This window comes from Nocardioides islandensis (assembly GCF_015352455.1).
GTDB lineage: Bacteria > Actinomycetota > Actinomycetes > Propionibacteriales > Nocardioidaceae > Nocardioides > Nocardioides islandensis.
In genome coordinates, this window is record NZ_JADKPN010000008.1 from 83,601 (window position 1) to 99,798 (window position 16,198).

Sequence of the window (16,198 nt, forward strand, 5' to 3'; positions counted from 1 at the left end):
GGTCCGCGCGTCCGGCGTACCGACGAGAGGCCGGGGCCGACCCGGCGAAGGTGTGGTGGCACCGCGACCTTGCCCCCGCCCACACCTCCAGGGCTTTCCGCCTACTGGAGGTAACCATGCAACGCACGCTCTGTACCGACCTGCCGACCGCCACCCCCGGCGAGCCCGTCCGCATCCAGGGCTGGGTCCACCGCCGGCGCGAGCTGGCGCAGCTGACCTTCCTGGTGGTCCGCGACCGCTCCGGCCTCGCGCAGGTGGTCGTCCGCGGAGACGCCGCGCAGGGACTGCCGCCGGAGGAGACGCCGGTCGAGGTGACCGGGACGGCGACCGCGAACCCACAGGCGCCCGGTGGCGTCGAGGTCACCGACCCGACCGTGACCGCGCTGTCCGACGACGCCGACACCCCGCCCGTCGAGCTGTGGCGGCCGACGCTGAGCGCCTCCCTCCCGACGCTGCTCGACCACGCGGCGGTCACCTGGCGGCACCCGGTGCAGCGGGCCAAGTGGGAGCTGGCGGCGGCCGCGATGAAGGGCTTCCGCGACACCCTCGACGCGGGCGGGTTCACCGAGATCGCCACGCCCAAGCTGGTCGAGTCGGCCACCGAGAGCGGCGCGAACGTCTTCCAGGTCGACTACTTCGGCCGGCCGGCGTACCTCGCCCAGTCACCACAGTTCTACAAGCAGGTGCTGGTCGGGGTGTTCGAGCGCGTCTACGAGGTCGGGCCCGTGTTCCGCGCGGAGCCGCACGACACGGTGCGCCACGTCGCGCAGTTCCTCAGCCTGGACGTCGAGCTCGGGTTCATCGAGGACCACCGCGAGGTGATCCAGGTGCTCCGCGACGTCGTCGCCGGCATGGTGGAGGCCGTCGGCACGTACGCCGCCCCGGCCGTCGAGCGGCTCGGGATCGAGCTGCCGGTGGTGCTGGAGGAGATCCCGCTCCTGCACTTCCGCGAGGCGCTGGAGATCGCCGGCGCACCCGCCGACGAGCCCGACCTGGCTCCTGCCCACGAGCGAGCACTCGGTGAGTGGGCCAGGGCCGAGCACGGGAGCGACTTCGTCGTCGTCGAGGGGTACCCGACCGCGAACCGCGCCTTCTACAGCCACCCGGACCCGGCCGACCCGCACTGGAGCCGGTCCTTCGACCTGATCTTCCGCGGCACCGAGCTGGTCAGCGGGGCGCAGCGGCTGCACCGGTACGACGACTACGTGCGCACGCTGGAGGAGCGCGGCTACCCGTACGAGCCCTACGCGTCGTACGTCGAGGCGTTCCGGCGCGGCATCCCGCCGCACGGCGGCTTCGCGATCGGGCTCGAACGGTTCGTCGGGCGGCTCACGCAGAGCCCTAACATCCGTGAGGTGACGCTCTTCCCGCGCGACCTCCACCGGCTGGCCCCATGAGCGACGAACGCGTGGCCAGCGGGTCGCCGTACGAGCAGACCGTGGGCTTCAGCCGGGCCGTGCGCACCGGACGACACGTGTACGTGTCGGGCACCGCGCCGATCTGGCCCGACGGCCACGTCGACCCCGACCCGCTCGTGCAGGCCCGCCGCTGCTGGGAGATCGCGCTCGACGCGCTCGCCCGGCTCGGCGGGTCCGCCGGCGACGCGGTGCGCACGCGCACGTACCTCACCGACCGCAGGTACGAGGGTCCGGCCAGCCAGGCGCACGGCGAGGTGTTCGCCGACGTGCGGCCGGCGTCCACGATGCTCGTGGTCGTCGGCATGCTCGACCCCCGGTGGGTGGTCGAGGTCGAGCTGGACGCGGTGCTGCCGGACCCGCCGGATCAGCCGGGGCAGACGACGGCGTCGACCGGCGCGTAGGTCGTCGTCACCGTCTCGTCGCGGTCGGCGGTCGCCGGGTCGACGAGGCTGTGCAGGTGGCGGCTGACGTCGACGCTGAAGCCGCGTCGGCCGGCGGACGGCACGCAGCCGTCGGTGCCACCGTCGACCGTGGCCGGCTCGACGAGTGCGTAGCGCGCCGACGTCGACGTGGTGACCTCCCACGCGGCCGTCGACCACAGCACGATCTTCACCGTCCCCGGCGACCCCGGCGCGGCACCGGTGAGCTTGGCCTGGACGAGGACACCCGAGGGCGAGTCGACCGAGAACCGCAGGTCCGCTCCCCCCTCGACGGTGGCCTGCCGGCCGACCGGCGAGCGGCCGCCGTACGTCGCCGGCGCGTGGTGCTCGACGTCGCCGTACCCCGCCTCGAACGCGGCGTTCCACAGCGCGGTCGCGACCGGCAGCGCGTCCGCGCCGTAGCCGCCGCCGGCGACGGTCGCCCACGAGAAGGTGTCGCCCGGCTTGATCACGGTCCCGTCGAGCAGGGACACAGCACGCTCGAGGTCGGGGCCGTCGTCCTGGACCGAGTACGTCGTGGAGTAGACGGCCACCCGGTGCTCGATGCCCAGCGCGGTGGCGTCCTCGGTGGTGAACGTCGGCTCGTGCAGCTCGACGTCGACGGGGGCGACGCGCTGGCCCTCGGGGAGCACCAGCGCGGCGGTGAACGCCGCCACCACCGACGCCGGCTCGAAGCTCACGCCGTTGATCGCGGGCCGGACGTGGGGCCGGCCGCCCATCAGCGCCACCTCCGCGTCCTGCGGCTTGCCGTGGCCGAGCAGCCGGTCCTTGACCAGCGCCACGAGCCGGGCGGCCTGGACCTGCGGCACGAGCCGTCCGTCGACCGCCCGCATCGACAGGGCGTCGGCGAAGTCGCGGGGCTGGAGCCGCACCTGCTGCGTGTCGAGCTCGAGGGCGACCGGCCCGGACATCGCGGGATTTGCGAACGTCCGGACCGCCTCCTGCACGTCCTCGTCGTCGACGGCCGGTGCCGAGGGCACCAGGTCGATGTGGGCGGTGCGGTCGTTCGAGAGGAACGCCGCGGTGATCGCGGCCTGCGCCTGCTGGGGGTCGATCGTGCGCCCGGCCCGCGGCTCCACGACCTGGACCCGCTGGTGGTCGAACCGCACGCCGCCGTCGCGCGGGGTGACGCCGCTGCCGGCCGCCAGCCCCGCGACGAAGTCGGTCATCGTCATCGCCGAGACCGTGACCACCGCGTCCAGGTCGGCGCCGCCGGTGTAGAAGTCCCAGAGCCGCTCCGGCTCCCAGCTGTCGCCGGCGCCGGCCTGCCGCACCGAGGCGACGTAGTCGATGCCCAGCCCCATCTCGGCCGGCATCGCATCCTGCTTCTTGCCGCCGATGTCGAGCGTGATCGGCGCGTTGACCCGGGTGGCCAGTCCGGCCCGCAGTGCCTGGGCGGCGGCCATCAGCGAGCGCCCTCCGACGTTGACCCCGGAGACCGTCGTCCCGCGCGGAGTCTTGTGCTGGGACCCGGCGTACGCCGCGACGTACCCGCCTCCCACCAGCACCATGAGCACCACGAGCATCACCAGCACCACCCTGGCGCCGGCTCGATCGCGGTCGTTTCGCCCCACCGGTCAATGGTAGGGAGCCCGGGCGGCCGGGTCCGGCTCATCGAACCGGGTGTGTCAGGGACCCGTCAGAGGCCCGCGAAGAGGTCGGACTCCCACCCCTCGTCGCCCACCGGACCCCGCGAACCCTTGGCGATCCGGTAGAACTCCTCGCCCCACATCGACGAGCCGTTCTCGGCGCCCGCGAAGAACGGGCCGTCCAGCTTGACCTGGCTGCGGTGCCGCGCGAGGGCCGCCAGCTTGGTGTCGATCTCGTCGGCGCCGTCGACGCGGGCGCTGATCATCGCGTCCGGCGTCACCCACGGGCCGAAGTCGTCGTCGGGCTCCATGCCCTTCCACGTCTCGGTGTCGCCCTCGTCGCGCAGCCGGCGCAGCCGCTCGCGGAAGCGGCTCTCGGACATCGCCGTCCAGTAGATCTTCGGGATGTCCCACGGCTCGCCGAGGTCGGGCTTGTACGACGCCACCGCGGCCAGCGACGCGGCGTACGTCGCCACGCGGTGGGCCTGGATGTGGTCGGGGTGCCCGTAGTTGCCGAACTGGTCGTAGGTGACCAGCACCTGGGGCCGGACCTCGCGGATGACGGTGACGAGGTGGTCGGCGGCCTCGCGCAGGTCGGCGTTCCAGAAGGCGTTGGCGTGAGTGTCGTCGGCGGGGACGGCGTACCCGTCCTCGTGCCACTGCATGCCCGAGTCGCGGTAGGTGCCGAACCCGCCCAGGAACCGGTGGTCGGTGACCCCGAGCTCCTTCATCGCGTCCTCGAGCTCGCCACGCCGGTGCTCCCCGAGCCCGTCCTCCCGGTCGGCGGCGAGGTGCTCGAGCTCGGGGACGAGGATCTCGCCCATCTCGCCGGCGGTGCACGTGACGAGCGTGACCCCGCGGCCCATGGCGACGTACTTCGCCATCGTCACGCCGTTCTGGATCGTCTCGTCGTCGGGGTGGGCGTGGACGAGGAGGATGCGCTCGTCAGGTGCAGAAGTCACGGGTTCGAGCGTAGGCGCCCCCTGGTGGTCGAGCCGGGCGAGCCCCCGGGCGAGCCCGTGTCGAGACCCGCCCCATGGTGGTCGAGCCGGGCGAGCCCCCGGGCGAGCCCGTGTCGAGACCCGGCCCATGGTGGTCGAGCCGGGCGAGCCCCCGGGCGAGCCCGTGTCGAGACCCCCTCAGACACAAGCCGGCCACCACCACGGTCACCGGGTCTCGACACGCTCGGCCGTGGCCGGCCTCACGGCTCGACCACCATCAGCCGGGCGAGCCCCTGGGCGAGCCCGTGTCGAGACCCCCTCAGACACAAGCCGGCCTCCACCACGGTCACCGGGTCTCGACACGCTCGGCCGTGGCCGGCCTCACGGCTCGACCACCACCAGCCGGTCACGCTCGGCCGTGGCCGGCCTCACGGCTCGACCACCATCAGCCGGTCACGCTCGGCCGTGGCCGGCCTCACGGCTCGACCACCACCAGCCGGTCAGGCGCCCATGGTGGTCGAGCCGGGCGAGCCCCAGGGCGAGCCCGTGTCGAGACCCGGTGAGACACAAGCCGGCCTCAACCACGGTCACCGGGTCTCGACACGCTCGGCCGTGGCCGGCCTCACGGCTCGACCACCATCAGCCGGGCGAGCCCCTGGGCGAGCCCGTGTCGAGACCCGGTCAGACACAAGCCGGCCTCACGGCTCGACCAGCGCGACGCGGATCTGCGGCAGGAACGGGCGGTCGGGGGCGAGCCAGTCGACGTCGTCCAGCTCGTCGGGCGCGAGCCAGCGGACGGCGTCGTGCTCCACCGGCACCGGCTCGCCGGCGGCCAGGGTGCAGAGCGCGGCGCGCAGCACGTACCCCTCGCCGATCGGCGCCTCGGCGTCCAGCCACCGCTCGACGGCGACGGTGCAGCCGAGCTCCTCCCGCACCTCCCGCACCAGGGCCGACTCCGGCGTCTCGCCGTCCTCGACCTTGCCCCCGGGGAGCTCCCACCGGCCGGCGGCCTCGGGAGGCGACGTACGCCGGCACGCGAGCACGCGGCCGTCGCGCACGACCGCCGCGCCGACCACGAGCGCCCTCACCCTCCGACCCTAGGGTGATGTCCGTGACCCACGGCGTGCACCTGCGGCGCACGGACGAGAACGTCCGCGAGATCGAGGCGATGGCCACGCTGCTGGGCGGGCGGGCCGGCGTCGACGCCGTGCTGGCGGACCTCAACCGGCAGGCCCGGCGTACGTTCCTGCTCGGCAGGTGGCGCCTCGGGCAGGCCGTCGACTGGGGCTTCTCGTGGGACGAGCGCGACCGGACGGACCCCGTGTGGTGGCCGCAGGGCGTGTCGACGTCGGCCGACGCCTCCGACACCGAGGACATCGGTGGCAAGCACGTGCTCGCGGTGAGCTGGTACGCCAAGGACGAACGCGGTGTCCGGATCACCTTCGTCGACCTGGCGTCGCTGCGGTACCGGCACGTGCTGCTCGTCGTCCCCGTCCTCGACCGGCACGGGATGCTCGTGCTCCGGCCGCTGCGGGTGCACGCCGGTGGCATCGTCTGGAACGGCCCCTACCTCCACGTCGCCGCCACCGCGCGCGGGCTGATCACCTGCAAGGTCGACGACCTGATGCACGTGCCGGACGTGCGCGGGCACGGTGCGTGGGACCGGCTCGGCCTGGTCAGCGGCGGCCAGGTCGCGTCGTACGGCTACCGGTACGTCCTCCCGGTCCGCTTCTCCTACAAGGCGTACGCCGACGACGGCACCACGCGGCTGCGCTACTCGTTCCTGTCGCTGGACCGCGGCGGGGAGCGACCGGCGATCGTCGCGGGCGAGTACGGGCAGACAGGACAGACGACGCGGCTGGCCAGGTACGACCTGGAGCCCGACACCCTGATGCTGGCCACCGGCGACGACGGGTACGCCCGGCCGATGGCCTTCGACGAGGGCGGCGTGGTGCGGATGCAGGGCGCCTCGATCGTCGACGGCCGCTACCACGTGACGGTCTCGCACGGCCCGTGGAAGCCGGGCTCGATGTACGTCGGCACGCCCGGCAACCTGGAGGAGCACCGCTTCGCGACCCCGATGGGACCAGAGGACATCGCCTACTGGCCCTCGACCGACCGCTTCTGGTCCGTCAGCGAGCACCCGCACCGCCGCTGGGTGTTCTCGATGAAGCGCAGCTACTTCGACTGATCCACTGCCGGCTACGGCCGCGGGGTACGCGCCAGCTGGCGGGACTGCGCGACCAGCCGGTCGGCGGAGTCCCAGACCTCGCAGTCCTCCTCGAACATCCCGCCGGCGACGTTGCGGGTGGCGTGCCGCAGCCGTAGCCAGCCGGGGGCGGGCCGGGCGCGCAGATGGGCGGTGAGCTCGAGCGTCGGCGCCCAGCCGTACATCCCGAGGTCGAACGTCGCGGGCGGCATGGCGTCCACGGCCAGCAGCAGCGACAGAGGGTCGGGCTCGCGGTCGGGCAGCCGGAACCAGCACTGGATCAGCCCGCGGCCGCTCGGCGTGCCCACCGCCCAGCCGGCCGACGCCACGTCGAAGCGCATGTCGAACCGCGACATCAGCGGCGGTGCCTGGTCGCGGAACTCCGGCGGCGCGTCGCCGAACCCGACGCACTGCTCGAGCGGCGGGAGGTCGGGCGGGGAGGCGGTGGTGGCGACGTCGTCGGTCAGCCCGGACAGGTCGCCGTACGCCGCCAGCGCGGTGATCCGGTGGCTGTCGCCCTGGCTGACGTCCGCGGCCAGGGTCGCCACCGATCCGCCGTCGCGGAGCACCCGCGTGGTGACCGTCGCCGGTCCCGGAGTGCTGGCGGCGAGGTAGTAGGCACTGATCGCGACCGGGTCGGGCTTGCCCGGCACCGTCTGCCCGAGGGCGCGACCGAGGGTGGCCAGCAGGTACCCGCCGTTCACGCCGCCGCCGACCACCCAGCCGGCGCCCAGGTCGGCGGCGTACGTGCCGTCGGCGGAGGCGGTGACTCCGGTGGCGCGGTCGAACTCGGCGGGTACGTCGGTCACCCGCCGGAGGCTATCGGCCGGGCCACGGCATAGTGGGTCGGGTGACGGTGGGCCTCGACGAGCACTTCAGGTCGACCGTCGCCTCCTGGCCCGCTCCGGCGCCTCCGGCAGGGAAGCCGGACGAGCGGCTGGACCACGATCTGGGCCGGCTGTTCGAGGCGCAGGCGCTGAGCCGGCACCTCGACTTCGTGGCCCGCGACCTGCACGCGCAGGGCGAGGGCTTCTACACGATCGGGTCGGCCGGGCACGAGAGCAACGCGGCGGTGGCGTTGGCGCTGCGGCCCGACGACCCCGCGCTGCTGCACTACCGGTCCGGCGGCTTCTACTGCGCCCGCGCTGCCCAGGTCAGCGGCGTCGACCCGGTGCGCGACGTGCTGCACGGGCTCACCGCCTCGGTCCGCGACCCGATCACCGGCGGCCGCCACAAGGTGTTCGGCCACCCGGCCTTGCACGTGATCCCGCAGACGTCGACCATCGCCTCGCACCTGCCCCGCGCCGTCGGGGTGGCGTTCGGCATCCACCGCGCCCAGCGGATCGGGGTCACCACGCCGTGGCCCGACGACGCCGTCGTGGTGGCCAGCCTCGGCGACGCGTCGATCAACCACTCGACGGCCGTCGGGGCGCTGAACGCGGCCGGCCACGCCGTGCACCAGCGGCTCCCGCTCCCGCTGCTGGTCGTGGTCGAGGACAACGGCTGGGGCATCTCGGTGCCGAGCCCGCCGGGCTGGGTCGAGGAGGCGCTGTCCTCGCGGCCTGGGTTCGAGTACGTCGCGGCCGACGGCGCCGACGCGCTGGACACCCTGACGGTGGCCACCGAGGCCGCGCAGTGGGTCAGGTCGGAGCGGAAGCCGGTGCTGCTGCACCTGCGGACCGTGCGGTACCTCGGCCACGCCGGGTCCGACGCCGAGCTGGGGTACCGGCGCGAGCGCGACGTGGTCGCCGACTACGAGCGCGACCCCCTGCTCGGCACCGCCCGGGCGCTGGTCGACGCGGGCTGGTCCCCGGGCGCGGTGCTGGCCAGGTACGAAGCGGCGCGCAGCCGGGTCGCCGGCGCCGCGCGCGACGCCGTACCGGCCGACCGGCTGGAGTCGGCCGCGGACGTGATGCGGCCGCTCGACCGACGTACGCGTGCCGCCCACCTCGCCGCCGCCGACGACCGCAAGGCGTCCTTCCCGCGCGGGCTGCCCGAGGAGGCCGGGCCGCTGACGCTGGCGCAGTCGGTCAACGCCGCGCTCACCGACGTGCTCGCGGCCTGCCCGCAGGCGATCGTGCTCGGCGAGGACGTCGGCACCAAGGGCGGCGTGTACGGCGTCACGCTGGGGCTGCAGAAGACGTTCGGTGCCGCGCGGGTCTTCGACACCCCGCTCGACGAGCAGACGATCCTCGGCCTGGCGCTGGGCGCCTCGCTGGCCGGGCTGCTGCCGATCGCAGAGATCCAGTACCTGGCGTACCTCCACAACGCCGAGGACCAGCTGCGCGGCGAGGCGGCGACGCTGCAGTTCTTCTCCGACGGTCAGTACGCCAACGGCATGGTCGTGCGGATCGCCTCGCTGGCGTCGCTGAAGGGGTTCGGCGGCCACTTCCACAACGACAACGCGATCGGCGTGCTCCGCGACATCCCCGGCATCCTCGTCGCCTGCCCGTCCAGCGCGGCCGAGGCGCCGGCGTTGCTGCGCACCCTGGCCGGACTCGCCGTCGGCGAGGGGCGGGTCGGGGTGCTGCTCGAGCCGACCGCGCTGTACCACGACAAGGACGAGGCCGCGCCGTACGCCGCCCCCGAGGCCTGGCGTCCCGGCAAGTCCGACCGCGAGACCGGGCGCCTCCACTGGGGCGGCCGGGAGGTGCTGGTCGTGACGTTCGGCAACGGCGTCGCGATGGCCAGGCGGGCCGCCGAGCGGGCCGGGGTGGAGGCGACCGTCTTCGACCTGCGCTGGCTGGTGCCGCTGCCGGTGCTGCACCTGCTCTCGGTCGTCGCGGCGTTCCCGGCGGTGCTCGTCGTCGACGAGACGCGGCGCTCCGGCGGGGTCTCCGAGGGCGTGGTGACGGCGCTGGTCGAGGGCGGGTACGGCGGGCGGATCGCCCGCGTGACGGCCGAGGACTCCTTCGTGCCGCTCGGGCCGGCCGCCGCCCACGTGGTGCTCACGGAGGACGACGTGGTCGCTGCCTTATCGTCGCTCGTATGAGCCTCCCCTCCGAGTCCGACCTCTCGTCCCGCGCAGCCGCAGCCGCGGCGGCGTGCGGCGTCGACCTGTCGGCCGCCGGCGGCGCGCAGGTGGGCCGGTCGCCGGTCAACGGGCTGCCGGTCTCCTCGCTCGCGTGGTCGACGCCGGCGGACGTGGACGCGGCCGTGGCGCGGTCCGCGGCGGCGTACGACGCGTGGCGTCTCGTGCCCGCGCCCGTCCGTGGCGCGGTGGTGCGCAGGTTCGGCGAGCTGCTGCGCGAGCACCTCGACGACCTGGCGACCCTGGTCACCCTCGAGGTCGGGAAGATCGGCTCCGAGGCGCGCGGCGAGGTCCAGGAGATGGTGGACATCTGCGACTACGCCGTCGGTCTGTCTCGGCAGCTCTTCGGCCGGACGATGACGAGCGAGCGGCCCGGGCACCGCCTGATGGAGACCTGGCACCCGCTCGGCGTGGTCGGGGTCATCTCGGCGTTCAACTTCCCGGTCGCGGTGTGGTCGTGGAACACCGCGATCGCCCTGGTCTGCGGCGACACCGTCGTCTGGAAGCCGTCGGAGCAGGCGCCCCTGTGTGCCCTCGCGTCGGCCGCGCTGCTGCGCCGTGCCCTGGTCGACGCGGGGTTCTCCGGGGACGAGTCCCAGGTGGTGCTCGGCGACGCCGCCGTCGGCATGGCGCTCGTCGACTCCCCCGCCGTCGCGCTGGTGTCGGCGACCGGCTCGACCCGGATGGGCCGGGAGGTCGGGCCGCGGGTTGCCGCCCGGTTCGGGCGGTCGCTGCTCGAGCTCGGCGGCAACAACGCGGCGATCGTCGGGCCGTCGGCCGACCTCGACCTGACCACGCGCGGCATCGTCTTCTCGGCCGCCGGCACCGCCGGCCAGCGCTGCACGTCCATGCGCCGGGTGATCGCGCACTCCTCGGTCGTCGACGCGGTCACCGACCGGGTCGCGGCGGCGTACGAGAAGCTGCCCATCGGCTCGCCCCTGGACGACGGCACGCTGGTCGGCCCGCTGGTCAACGAGCGCGCGTTCGCGTCGTACTCCACGTCGATCTCGGCGGCCACCACCTCGGGCGGCTCCCTCGTCGTCGGCGGGTCGCGGGTGCTCGACGCCGACGCGCGGGACGCCTACTACGTGCAGCCGACCGTCGTGAGGATGCCGGCGCAGAGCGACGTGGTGCACACCGAGACGTTCGCGCCGCTGCTGTACGTCCTGGCGTACGACGACCTCGACGAGGCCATCGCCCTCAACAACGCCGTGCCGCAAGGGCTCTCGTCCTCGATCTTCACCCAGGACCAGGCCGAGGCCGAGCTGTTCATGTCCGCCGGTGGCTCCGACTGCGGCATCGTCAACGTCAACATCGGGACGAGCGGGGCCGAGATCGGCGGCGCGTTCGGCGGCGAGAAGGAGACCGGCGGCGGCCGCGAGTCCGGCTCGGACGCCTGGCGCGCGTACATGCGGCGCGCCACCAACACCATCAACTACTCCGGCGACCTGCCGCTGGCCCAGGGCGTGACGTTCGACGTCTGATCGAGCAGCGGAGCCGGCTCCCGGCGCACGTCAGGTCAACCGTCCGGGCAGTCCACCCCGTGGAAGGTGGCCGTCTCGCTCCGTACCCAGGTGGCACCGCGCTTGGTGAGCACGCGCCAGGTACGCGGACCGGTGCCCGGGTTCATCTGGGTCCAGTGATAGCTGGACTGGTCGGCCGGGAGCGTCCCCGTCCGCAAGAAGGCGTCGGTCTCGAGGCCACCGGGTACGTAGCTGAGGACGAGTCGCTGTCCGTCGCCGGGCGGCTCGGCCGGTCTCCAGGAGAAGTCCGCCACGTGGTTGTTCAGCCCGGACCCCTCGCAGCCAGCGACGGCGCGCAGCTGCGTCGCCACCGCCGCGTCGGGACCCGCCGTCGTCGCGGTCGGGGGCGGGGCCGTCGGCGACACCGGCCCGGACTCCCGGGAGTCCGAGGATCCGCCGGCGTCCGAGCAGGCCGTCAGGGCCAGGGCCACCCCCCACGCCAGCAGCATCCGGGCGACCTCCGGCACGTCACGACCACGGGCCGGGTGTGCCGGCCGGCACGAGGCCGGCCGGCTGACCCCCCGGCACATCTACTTGCCCGTTCCGCCCTTCATCACGATGGACGCCGCGTTGGTGTTGTTCCCCGTCGCGGGGTCGGGCGTGGTGCTGGTCACCGTGGCGGTGTTGAGGATGGTGCCGACGCTGCCCTGGACCTGCGCCTCGATCACGAACGTCACCTTGGCCCCGGCGGGCAGGTTCGACGCGGTGCACGTGACCTTGTGGGTCGACTTGTTGTAGGTGCACTGCGGCGAGACGAACTGCACCGTCAGCTTCTTGTTGGTCAACGGCAGGGTGTCGACGACCGTGATGTCCTTCGCATCGGACGGGCCGCCGTCACCACAGGTGGGCGTCTGCGTCGACTGGGCGTCGGTCTCGCAACCGGCGTCGTTGTGCACGACGAGCGTGTAGATCACGGTCGGCGCCGGGTTGCCGGAGCGTTGCGTGGCCTGCTTGTCGAGCCACACGTCGGCCGACGTCGTCACCGTCGTGGTCTCGGTGGCCGTGTTGTTGGCGTTGTTCGGGTCGGGAGTCCGCGAGCCCACCGACACGGTGTTGGAGAGGACCGTCCCCGTCGGCACGGAAGCGGCGACCTTCACCGTCAGGTAGATCGTGCCCGTCGTGCCCGGCTGCAACGTGCCCAGGGAACAGGTCACGGTGTTGTTCTGCACCAGGGTGCACACCGTCTGGTTGCTGCCGTTGACGCCCGAGACGTACGACGTCCCGGCCGGCAACGCGTCGGTCACGACCACGTCATCAGCGGTGGACGGGCCGCCGTTCGTCACGGTGATCGTGTAGGTGAGCTGCGAGCCCGCGACGACCGGGTCCGGCGAGTCGGACTTGGTGATCGACAGGTCGGCCGACCCGACCACCGAGCTGCCGGTGGTGGCCAGGTTGTTCGACAGGTCGTTGTCGAAGGTGGTGCTGCTCACCCGGGCGTCGTTGTTCAGCGGACCACGGGTCCCGGGCAGGATGTGGATCGCCACCGTGACCGTCCGGGTCTCGTTCTTCGCCAGGTTCCCGAACGAGCACACCGTCGGCCGCAACGCGTCACCGGGCACGCCCGCGTTGCACGTGCCTGCGGACGGCGTCACCGCCAGCACCTGGGTCCCGGCCGGGACGTTGTCCTCGACCTTCACCCCGGTGGCCGTCGACGGACCGTTGTTCTTGATCGTGATCGTGTAGGTGGCATCGGTCCCGGCGACCACCGGCGGCGCTGCGGGGATCGTCAGCGTCTTCGTGATCTGGAGGTCGGTCACGGCCGTGACGCTCAACGAGTGCTGGGCGATGTTGTTGGTCGTGTCGGGATCGGGCGTCGACGCCGTGACGGTGGCGACGTTGTTGATGTCCATCGCCTCGTCCGCCGTGACGTCGTAGTCGACCGTGGCCCGCCCCGCCGTCGATGGAGTGGCGTTCGCCAGCGTGCCCAGGTTGCACACGAACCGCTGGCCGCCGGTCACGGGGCCGACCAGGCCGCAGGAGCCCTGGCTGGGCTGGATGCTGCTCACCGCGAACGAGCCGTTGGCCAGCATCACGTCGGTCAGGGTCACCGAGCGGGCGTACGACGGCCCGAGGTTGTCGATGAAGATCGTGCAGTGCGCCGTCTGCCCGGCGAGCAGCGTGGTGTCGGGCTTGCAGAGCTTGGTCGCCCGCAGGTCCGCACTGTCCTCCACGATCGTGCCCTCGGTGTCGGAGTTGTCCGACGTGTCGGGATCGGGCGTGTTGGACGCAGCAGTCGCCGTGTTGAAGATGGTGAACGGCTGAGCCGGGTTGTGGCTCGAGACCAGGTCCGGGTGGATGAACACCTTGATCCGGAAGGTCTTGCTCTGCCCGTTCTTGATGTCACCCAGCGTGCAGGTCAGCGTGCCGGCAGGAGCCTCCACGCAGCCGTTCGGCGGCGCGATGTCGTTGGTGACGTAGTCGACACCGGCGGGCAGGACGTCCTGCACGGCGACGTTGGTCGCGTCGTCGGGGCCGTGGTTGGTCACCGTGATGTCGTAGTAGAGCTGGTTGCCGGCGGTGGCCGGGTCCGGGGTGTCGGACTTGCTCACGGACAGGTTCGCCCGCGCGTCGGTCACACCGGCCAGCGAGTAGGTCTGCGCGCCGCCCATCGGCAGGCGCACCGTGGTGTCGTTGTTGAGCACGCTGACACGCGCGGTCCACGTGCCGACGGGCAGGTTGGGTCCTGCCGGCGAACCGACGACGACCTGCTCGACGACGTTGCGCCGGTCGGTGCCCTCGGTGGCGACCGTGGCGAAGTTGCCGGTGTCCTGGTTGCCCGCACACGTGCCGGCCTGGTTGCCGGCCGTGACGTTGTCGCAGTCGAACGGCGTGATCACCGGCAGCACCAGCGGCCGGTGCGTCACACCATTCGGGTCGGTCAGGGTCAGGTCCAGGTCGTTGACCAGTTTCGCTGCGGTGAGATCGGTCGTGGGGTCGCCGGGGCGGTCGTTCCAGGCGAGCGAGATCTTGACCTGCTTCTGCCCGGGCACGACCGAGACCGGGAAGGCGTCCGTCGGGCCGGCGGCGTCCACGGAGCCCTCGACGAAGCCGTGGGCCTTGATGAGGTTCGTCGCCGCCAGGGCGTCGACGGTGCCGAACCCGGTCACCCAGTCCGGGCCGGCGCCCCAGGTGGTCGGCACACCCGTGTCGTTGTTCGGGTTGCCGGCGCCGCTGGTGCCGACCTGGTCGACCGCGGTCTGGATGAGGATCGCCTTGTCGGTGGAGGTGAGCGGGCCGTTGATGCCGTAGCCGCTCAGTCCGTACTGCTGGCGCATCAGAGCGACCACGCCGCTGACCGCCGGGGCAGCCATCGACGTACCGCTCTTCATCCGGTAGCCGTTGCCCGGCGTGGGCACGTCCGCCCCGACGGAGACCACGCCGGAGCCGTCGGCCGCGACGATCGGGCCGAGTCGGCCGTCCATGTTCGGGCCGAGGCTGGAGAACGTCGCCCAGGTGGAGCCCGGGTTGGGAGTCATGGCGGCGACGTCGATGCAGTTCTTGCAGGGGCTCAGCACCGAGAAGTAGCCGGTCTGGTAGGCCCCGGGGCAGTTCCCGCTGCCGTCGAGCCCGGGGTACTGCGGCCGGGGCTGGTTCGGGTACAGAGGATCGGTCGCGGAGCAGGTGTACGCGTAGTCGGCGTTGTTCGCCGCCGCCCAGACGATCGTGCGCGCCGGGAAGCCCGCGTCGCCGCGCGCGATGGTGTCCACGGACGCCACGTCGGCGTCGTACTGACCCTGGAGCTGCAGCACGTAGGAGTGGTTGCTCACGTCCATGCCGAAGTTGTTGATCGCGTCCATGAGCGTGGGGGCGCTGTGGTCCTGGCCGTAGGCGACGATGTGGGCCTGGGGCGCCATGCCGCGCCACTGGAAGGCGGTCCCGCCGTTGGGGCTGTTGTTGTCGTCGTTCTTGTCACTCTGGAAGCCGCTGCCCGCCGCGATGCCGGCCACGTGCGTCCCGTGGTCGCTGCCGCTGCCGTTGTCCTGCGCACGGTCGATGCGGCCGTCGAAGTCGTGGTGTTCGCTGTCGACGCCGGTGTCCATGATGCCGACGACGGTGCCGAGGCCGGACAGGCCGTTGTACTGACCGGACGCCGTGTCGAGCTGCTGGGCCGCGTCGACGTTGATCAGCGCGCGGCTCTTGTCGTTCACCGGGGCGTTGCGGACCGGGCCCGCCTGGATCCACTGCACCCGGTCGGTCTTCGACAGCTTCGAGACCTGCTTGGCCGACAGCCTGGCCGTGTAGGAACCCACACCGTACTTCTCGGCCTTCACGCCGACCCGGGCCAGTGAGGCGGAGGCCTGCTTGGCCGACACGTCCCGGAAGAACTGGATCAGCGCGTCACCTCGCTGGAAGCGGCTGTCCACCTTGTCGCGCGCCCGGAGCGGGACCATGGTGCGGACGAGGTTCTTCCACGTGGCACTGCGCGTGTTGAGGCTCGGCCGGACGGCCGCGACGTACGCGGTGCTCGCCCCGGTGGTGCTGCTCAGGTAGCCGACCGGACGGATGCCGATCGCGCCCAGGCCGGCGATGTCGCGACGACCGGCCTTGGGCAGCCGCTCGAGCTGCACGATGACGTGTCTCGTGGTCGCTCCGTGCTTGATGGAGCGGAGCAGCTTTCGGTCGACGCGAGCATCCGGACCGATGATGCGGCCCCGGAGATGGATGGCGTAGTCGACCTTCGGCGGCTTGCCGGCCCTGGTGGACGCGGCGACGGCGAGCGGCGAGTGCGCGACGGACGCGGACGCCCGGGGCGCAGCAGCGCTCTGTGCGGCCGGCGTGGTCAGCCCGACCAGCGCGGTGCCGAGCGCGAGGCTCAGGGCGGCGACGGAGGCGAACGACCCGCGGGCGGACCGGGCACGAGATGTGGACAGGGACGTGCGGAAGTAGGGCAGGCTCATCGAGACCCCTTGACGGTGATGGTCGATGGTGTGCGGACTGGCCCCACAGCGTGACCCGGTCATGACGACCGAACCCCATGCACACCTGAGTTGTGTTGTGCTTAGCGGGCAGTCCTACGCCCGGGTCCTCGGGTGGGGCAATGCCTGGG

The 16,198-nt window shown here is 72.6% G+C and carries 11 protein-coding genes; 5 read left to right on the plus strand and 6 right to left on the minus strand.

What is annotated here, in order from left to right; genetic code table 11:
• The first annotated feature begins 116 nt into the window (after window positions 1-116).
• Window positions 117-1,397 (plus strand): aspartate--tRNA(Asn) ligase, encoded by a 1,281-nt coding sequence (gene aspS, locus ISU07_RS13990; protein ID WP_194707420.1) that lies wholly within the window; start codon window positions 117-119, stop codon window positions 1,395-1,397.
• Window positions 1,394-1,819, plus strand: coding sequence for a RidA family protein (locus ISU07_RS13995; RefSeq protein WP_194707421.1), 426 nt, complete (start codon window positions 1,394-1,396; stop codon window positions 1,817-1,819). Before aspS ends, ISU07_RS13995 begins: the two co-directional genes overlap by 4 nt.
• On the opposite strand, the gene ISU07_RS24835 is transcribed toward ISU07_RS13995, so the two are convergent.
• The 3 genes from ISU07_RS24835 to ISU07_RS14010 all read right to left on the minus strand — a co-directional run bounded on the left by ISU07_RS24835 (window position 1,783) and on the right by ISU07_RS14010 (window position 5,476).
• Window positions 1,783-3,432, minus strand: coding sequence for a VanW family protein (locus ISU07_RS24835; protein WP_194707422.1), 1,650 nt, complete (start codon window positions 3,430-3,432; stop codon window positions 1,783-1,785). The two genes, ISU07_RS13995 and ISU07_RS24835, sit on opposite strands and share 37 nt — an antisense overlap.
• A 65-nt stretch (window positions 3,433-3,497) precedes the next feature.
• Window positions 3,498-4,409, minus strand: coding sequence for an N-acetyl-1-D-myo-inositol-2-amino-2-deoxy-alpha-D-glucopyranoside deacetylase (gene mshB / locus ISU07_RS14005; protein ID WP_323742610.1), 912 nt, complete (start codon window positions 4,407-4,409; stop codon window positions 3,498-3,500).
• A gap of 677 nt (window positions 4,410-5,086) precedes the next feature.
• Window positions 5,087-5,476: a (deoxy)nucleoside triphosphate pyrophosphohydrolase gene (locus ISU07_RS14010; RefSeq protein ID WP_194707424.1), complete on the minus strand. Its 390-nt coding sequence runs from the start codon at window positions 5,474-5,476 to the stop codon at window positions 5,087-5,089.
• A 17-nt stretch (window positions 5,477-5,493) separates the two neighbouring features.
• Here ISU07_RS14010 and ISU07_RS14015 point away from each other — a divergent pair, with 17 nt between their 5' ends.
• Window positions 5,494-6,579: a hypothetical protein gene (locus tag ISU07_RS14015; protein WP_194707425.1), complete on the plus strand. Its 1,086-nt coding sequence runs from the start codon at window positions 5,494-5,496 to the stop codon at window positions 6,577-6,579.
• Window positions 6,580-6,590: 11 nt separating this feature from the next.
• On the opposite strand, the gene ISU07_RS14020 is transcribed toward ISU07_RS14015, so the two are convergent.
• Window positions 6,591-7,406 (minus strand): thioesterase family protein, encoded by an 816-nt coding sequence (locus ISU07_RS14020; protein WP_194707426.1) that lies wholly within the window; start codon window positions 7,404-7,406, stop codon window positions 6,591-6,593.
• A gap of 41 nt (window positions 7,407-7,447) precedes the next feature.
• On the opposite strand from ISU07_RS14020, the gene ISU07_RS14025 reads away from it, so the two are divergent.
• Window positions 7,448-9,589, plus strand: a complete 2,142-nt coding sequence (locus ISU07_RS14025; RefSeq protein WP_194707427.1) for a thiamine pyrophosphate-dependent enzyme — start codon at window positions 7,448-7,450, stop codon at window positions 9,587-9,589.
• Window positions 9,586-11,112 carry an L-piperidine-6-carboxylate dehydrogenase gene (gene amaB / locus ISU07_RS14030; RefSeq protein ID WP_194707428.1) on the plus strand — a complete coding sequence of 509 codons (1,527 nt, stop codon included), beginning with the start codon at window positions 9,586-9,588 and terminating at the stop codon, window positions 11,110-11,112. The genes ISU07_RS14025 and amaB overlap by 4 nt, the downstream gene beginning before the upstream one ends.
• A gap of 35 nt (window positions 11,113-11,147) precedes the next feature.
• Here amaB and ISU07_RS14035 read toward each other — a convergent pair whose 3' ends face one another.
• Together ISU07_RS14035 and ISU07_RS14040 are read right to left on the minus strand one after the other, a co-directional pair.
• Window positions 11,148-11,618, minus strand: a complete 471-nt coding sequence (locus ISU07_RS14035) for a hypothetical protein (protein ID WP_194707429.1) — start codon at window positions 11,616-11,618, stop codon at window positions 11,148-11,150.
• Window positions 11,619-11,681: 63 nt separating this feature from the next.
• Window positions 11,682-16,049 carry a S8 family serine peptidase gene (locus ISU07_RS14040; RefSeq protein ID WP_194707430.1) on the minus strand — a complete coding sequence of 1,456 codons (4,368 nt, stop codon included), beginning with the start codon at window positions 16,047-16,049 and terminating at the stop codon, window positions 11,682-11,684.
• Window positions 16,050-16,198 lie beyond the last annotated feature (149 nt).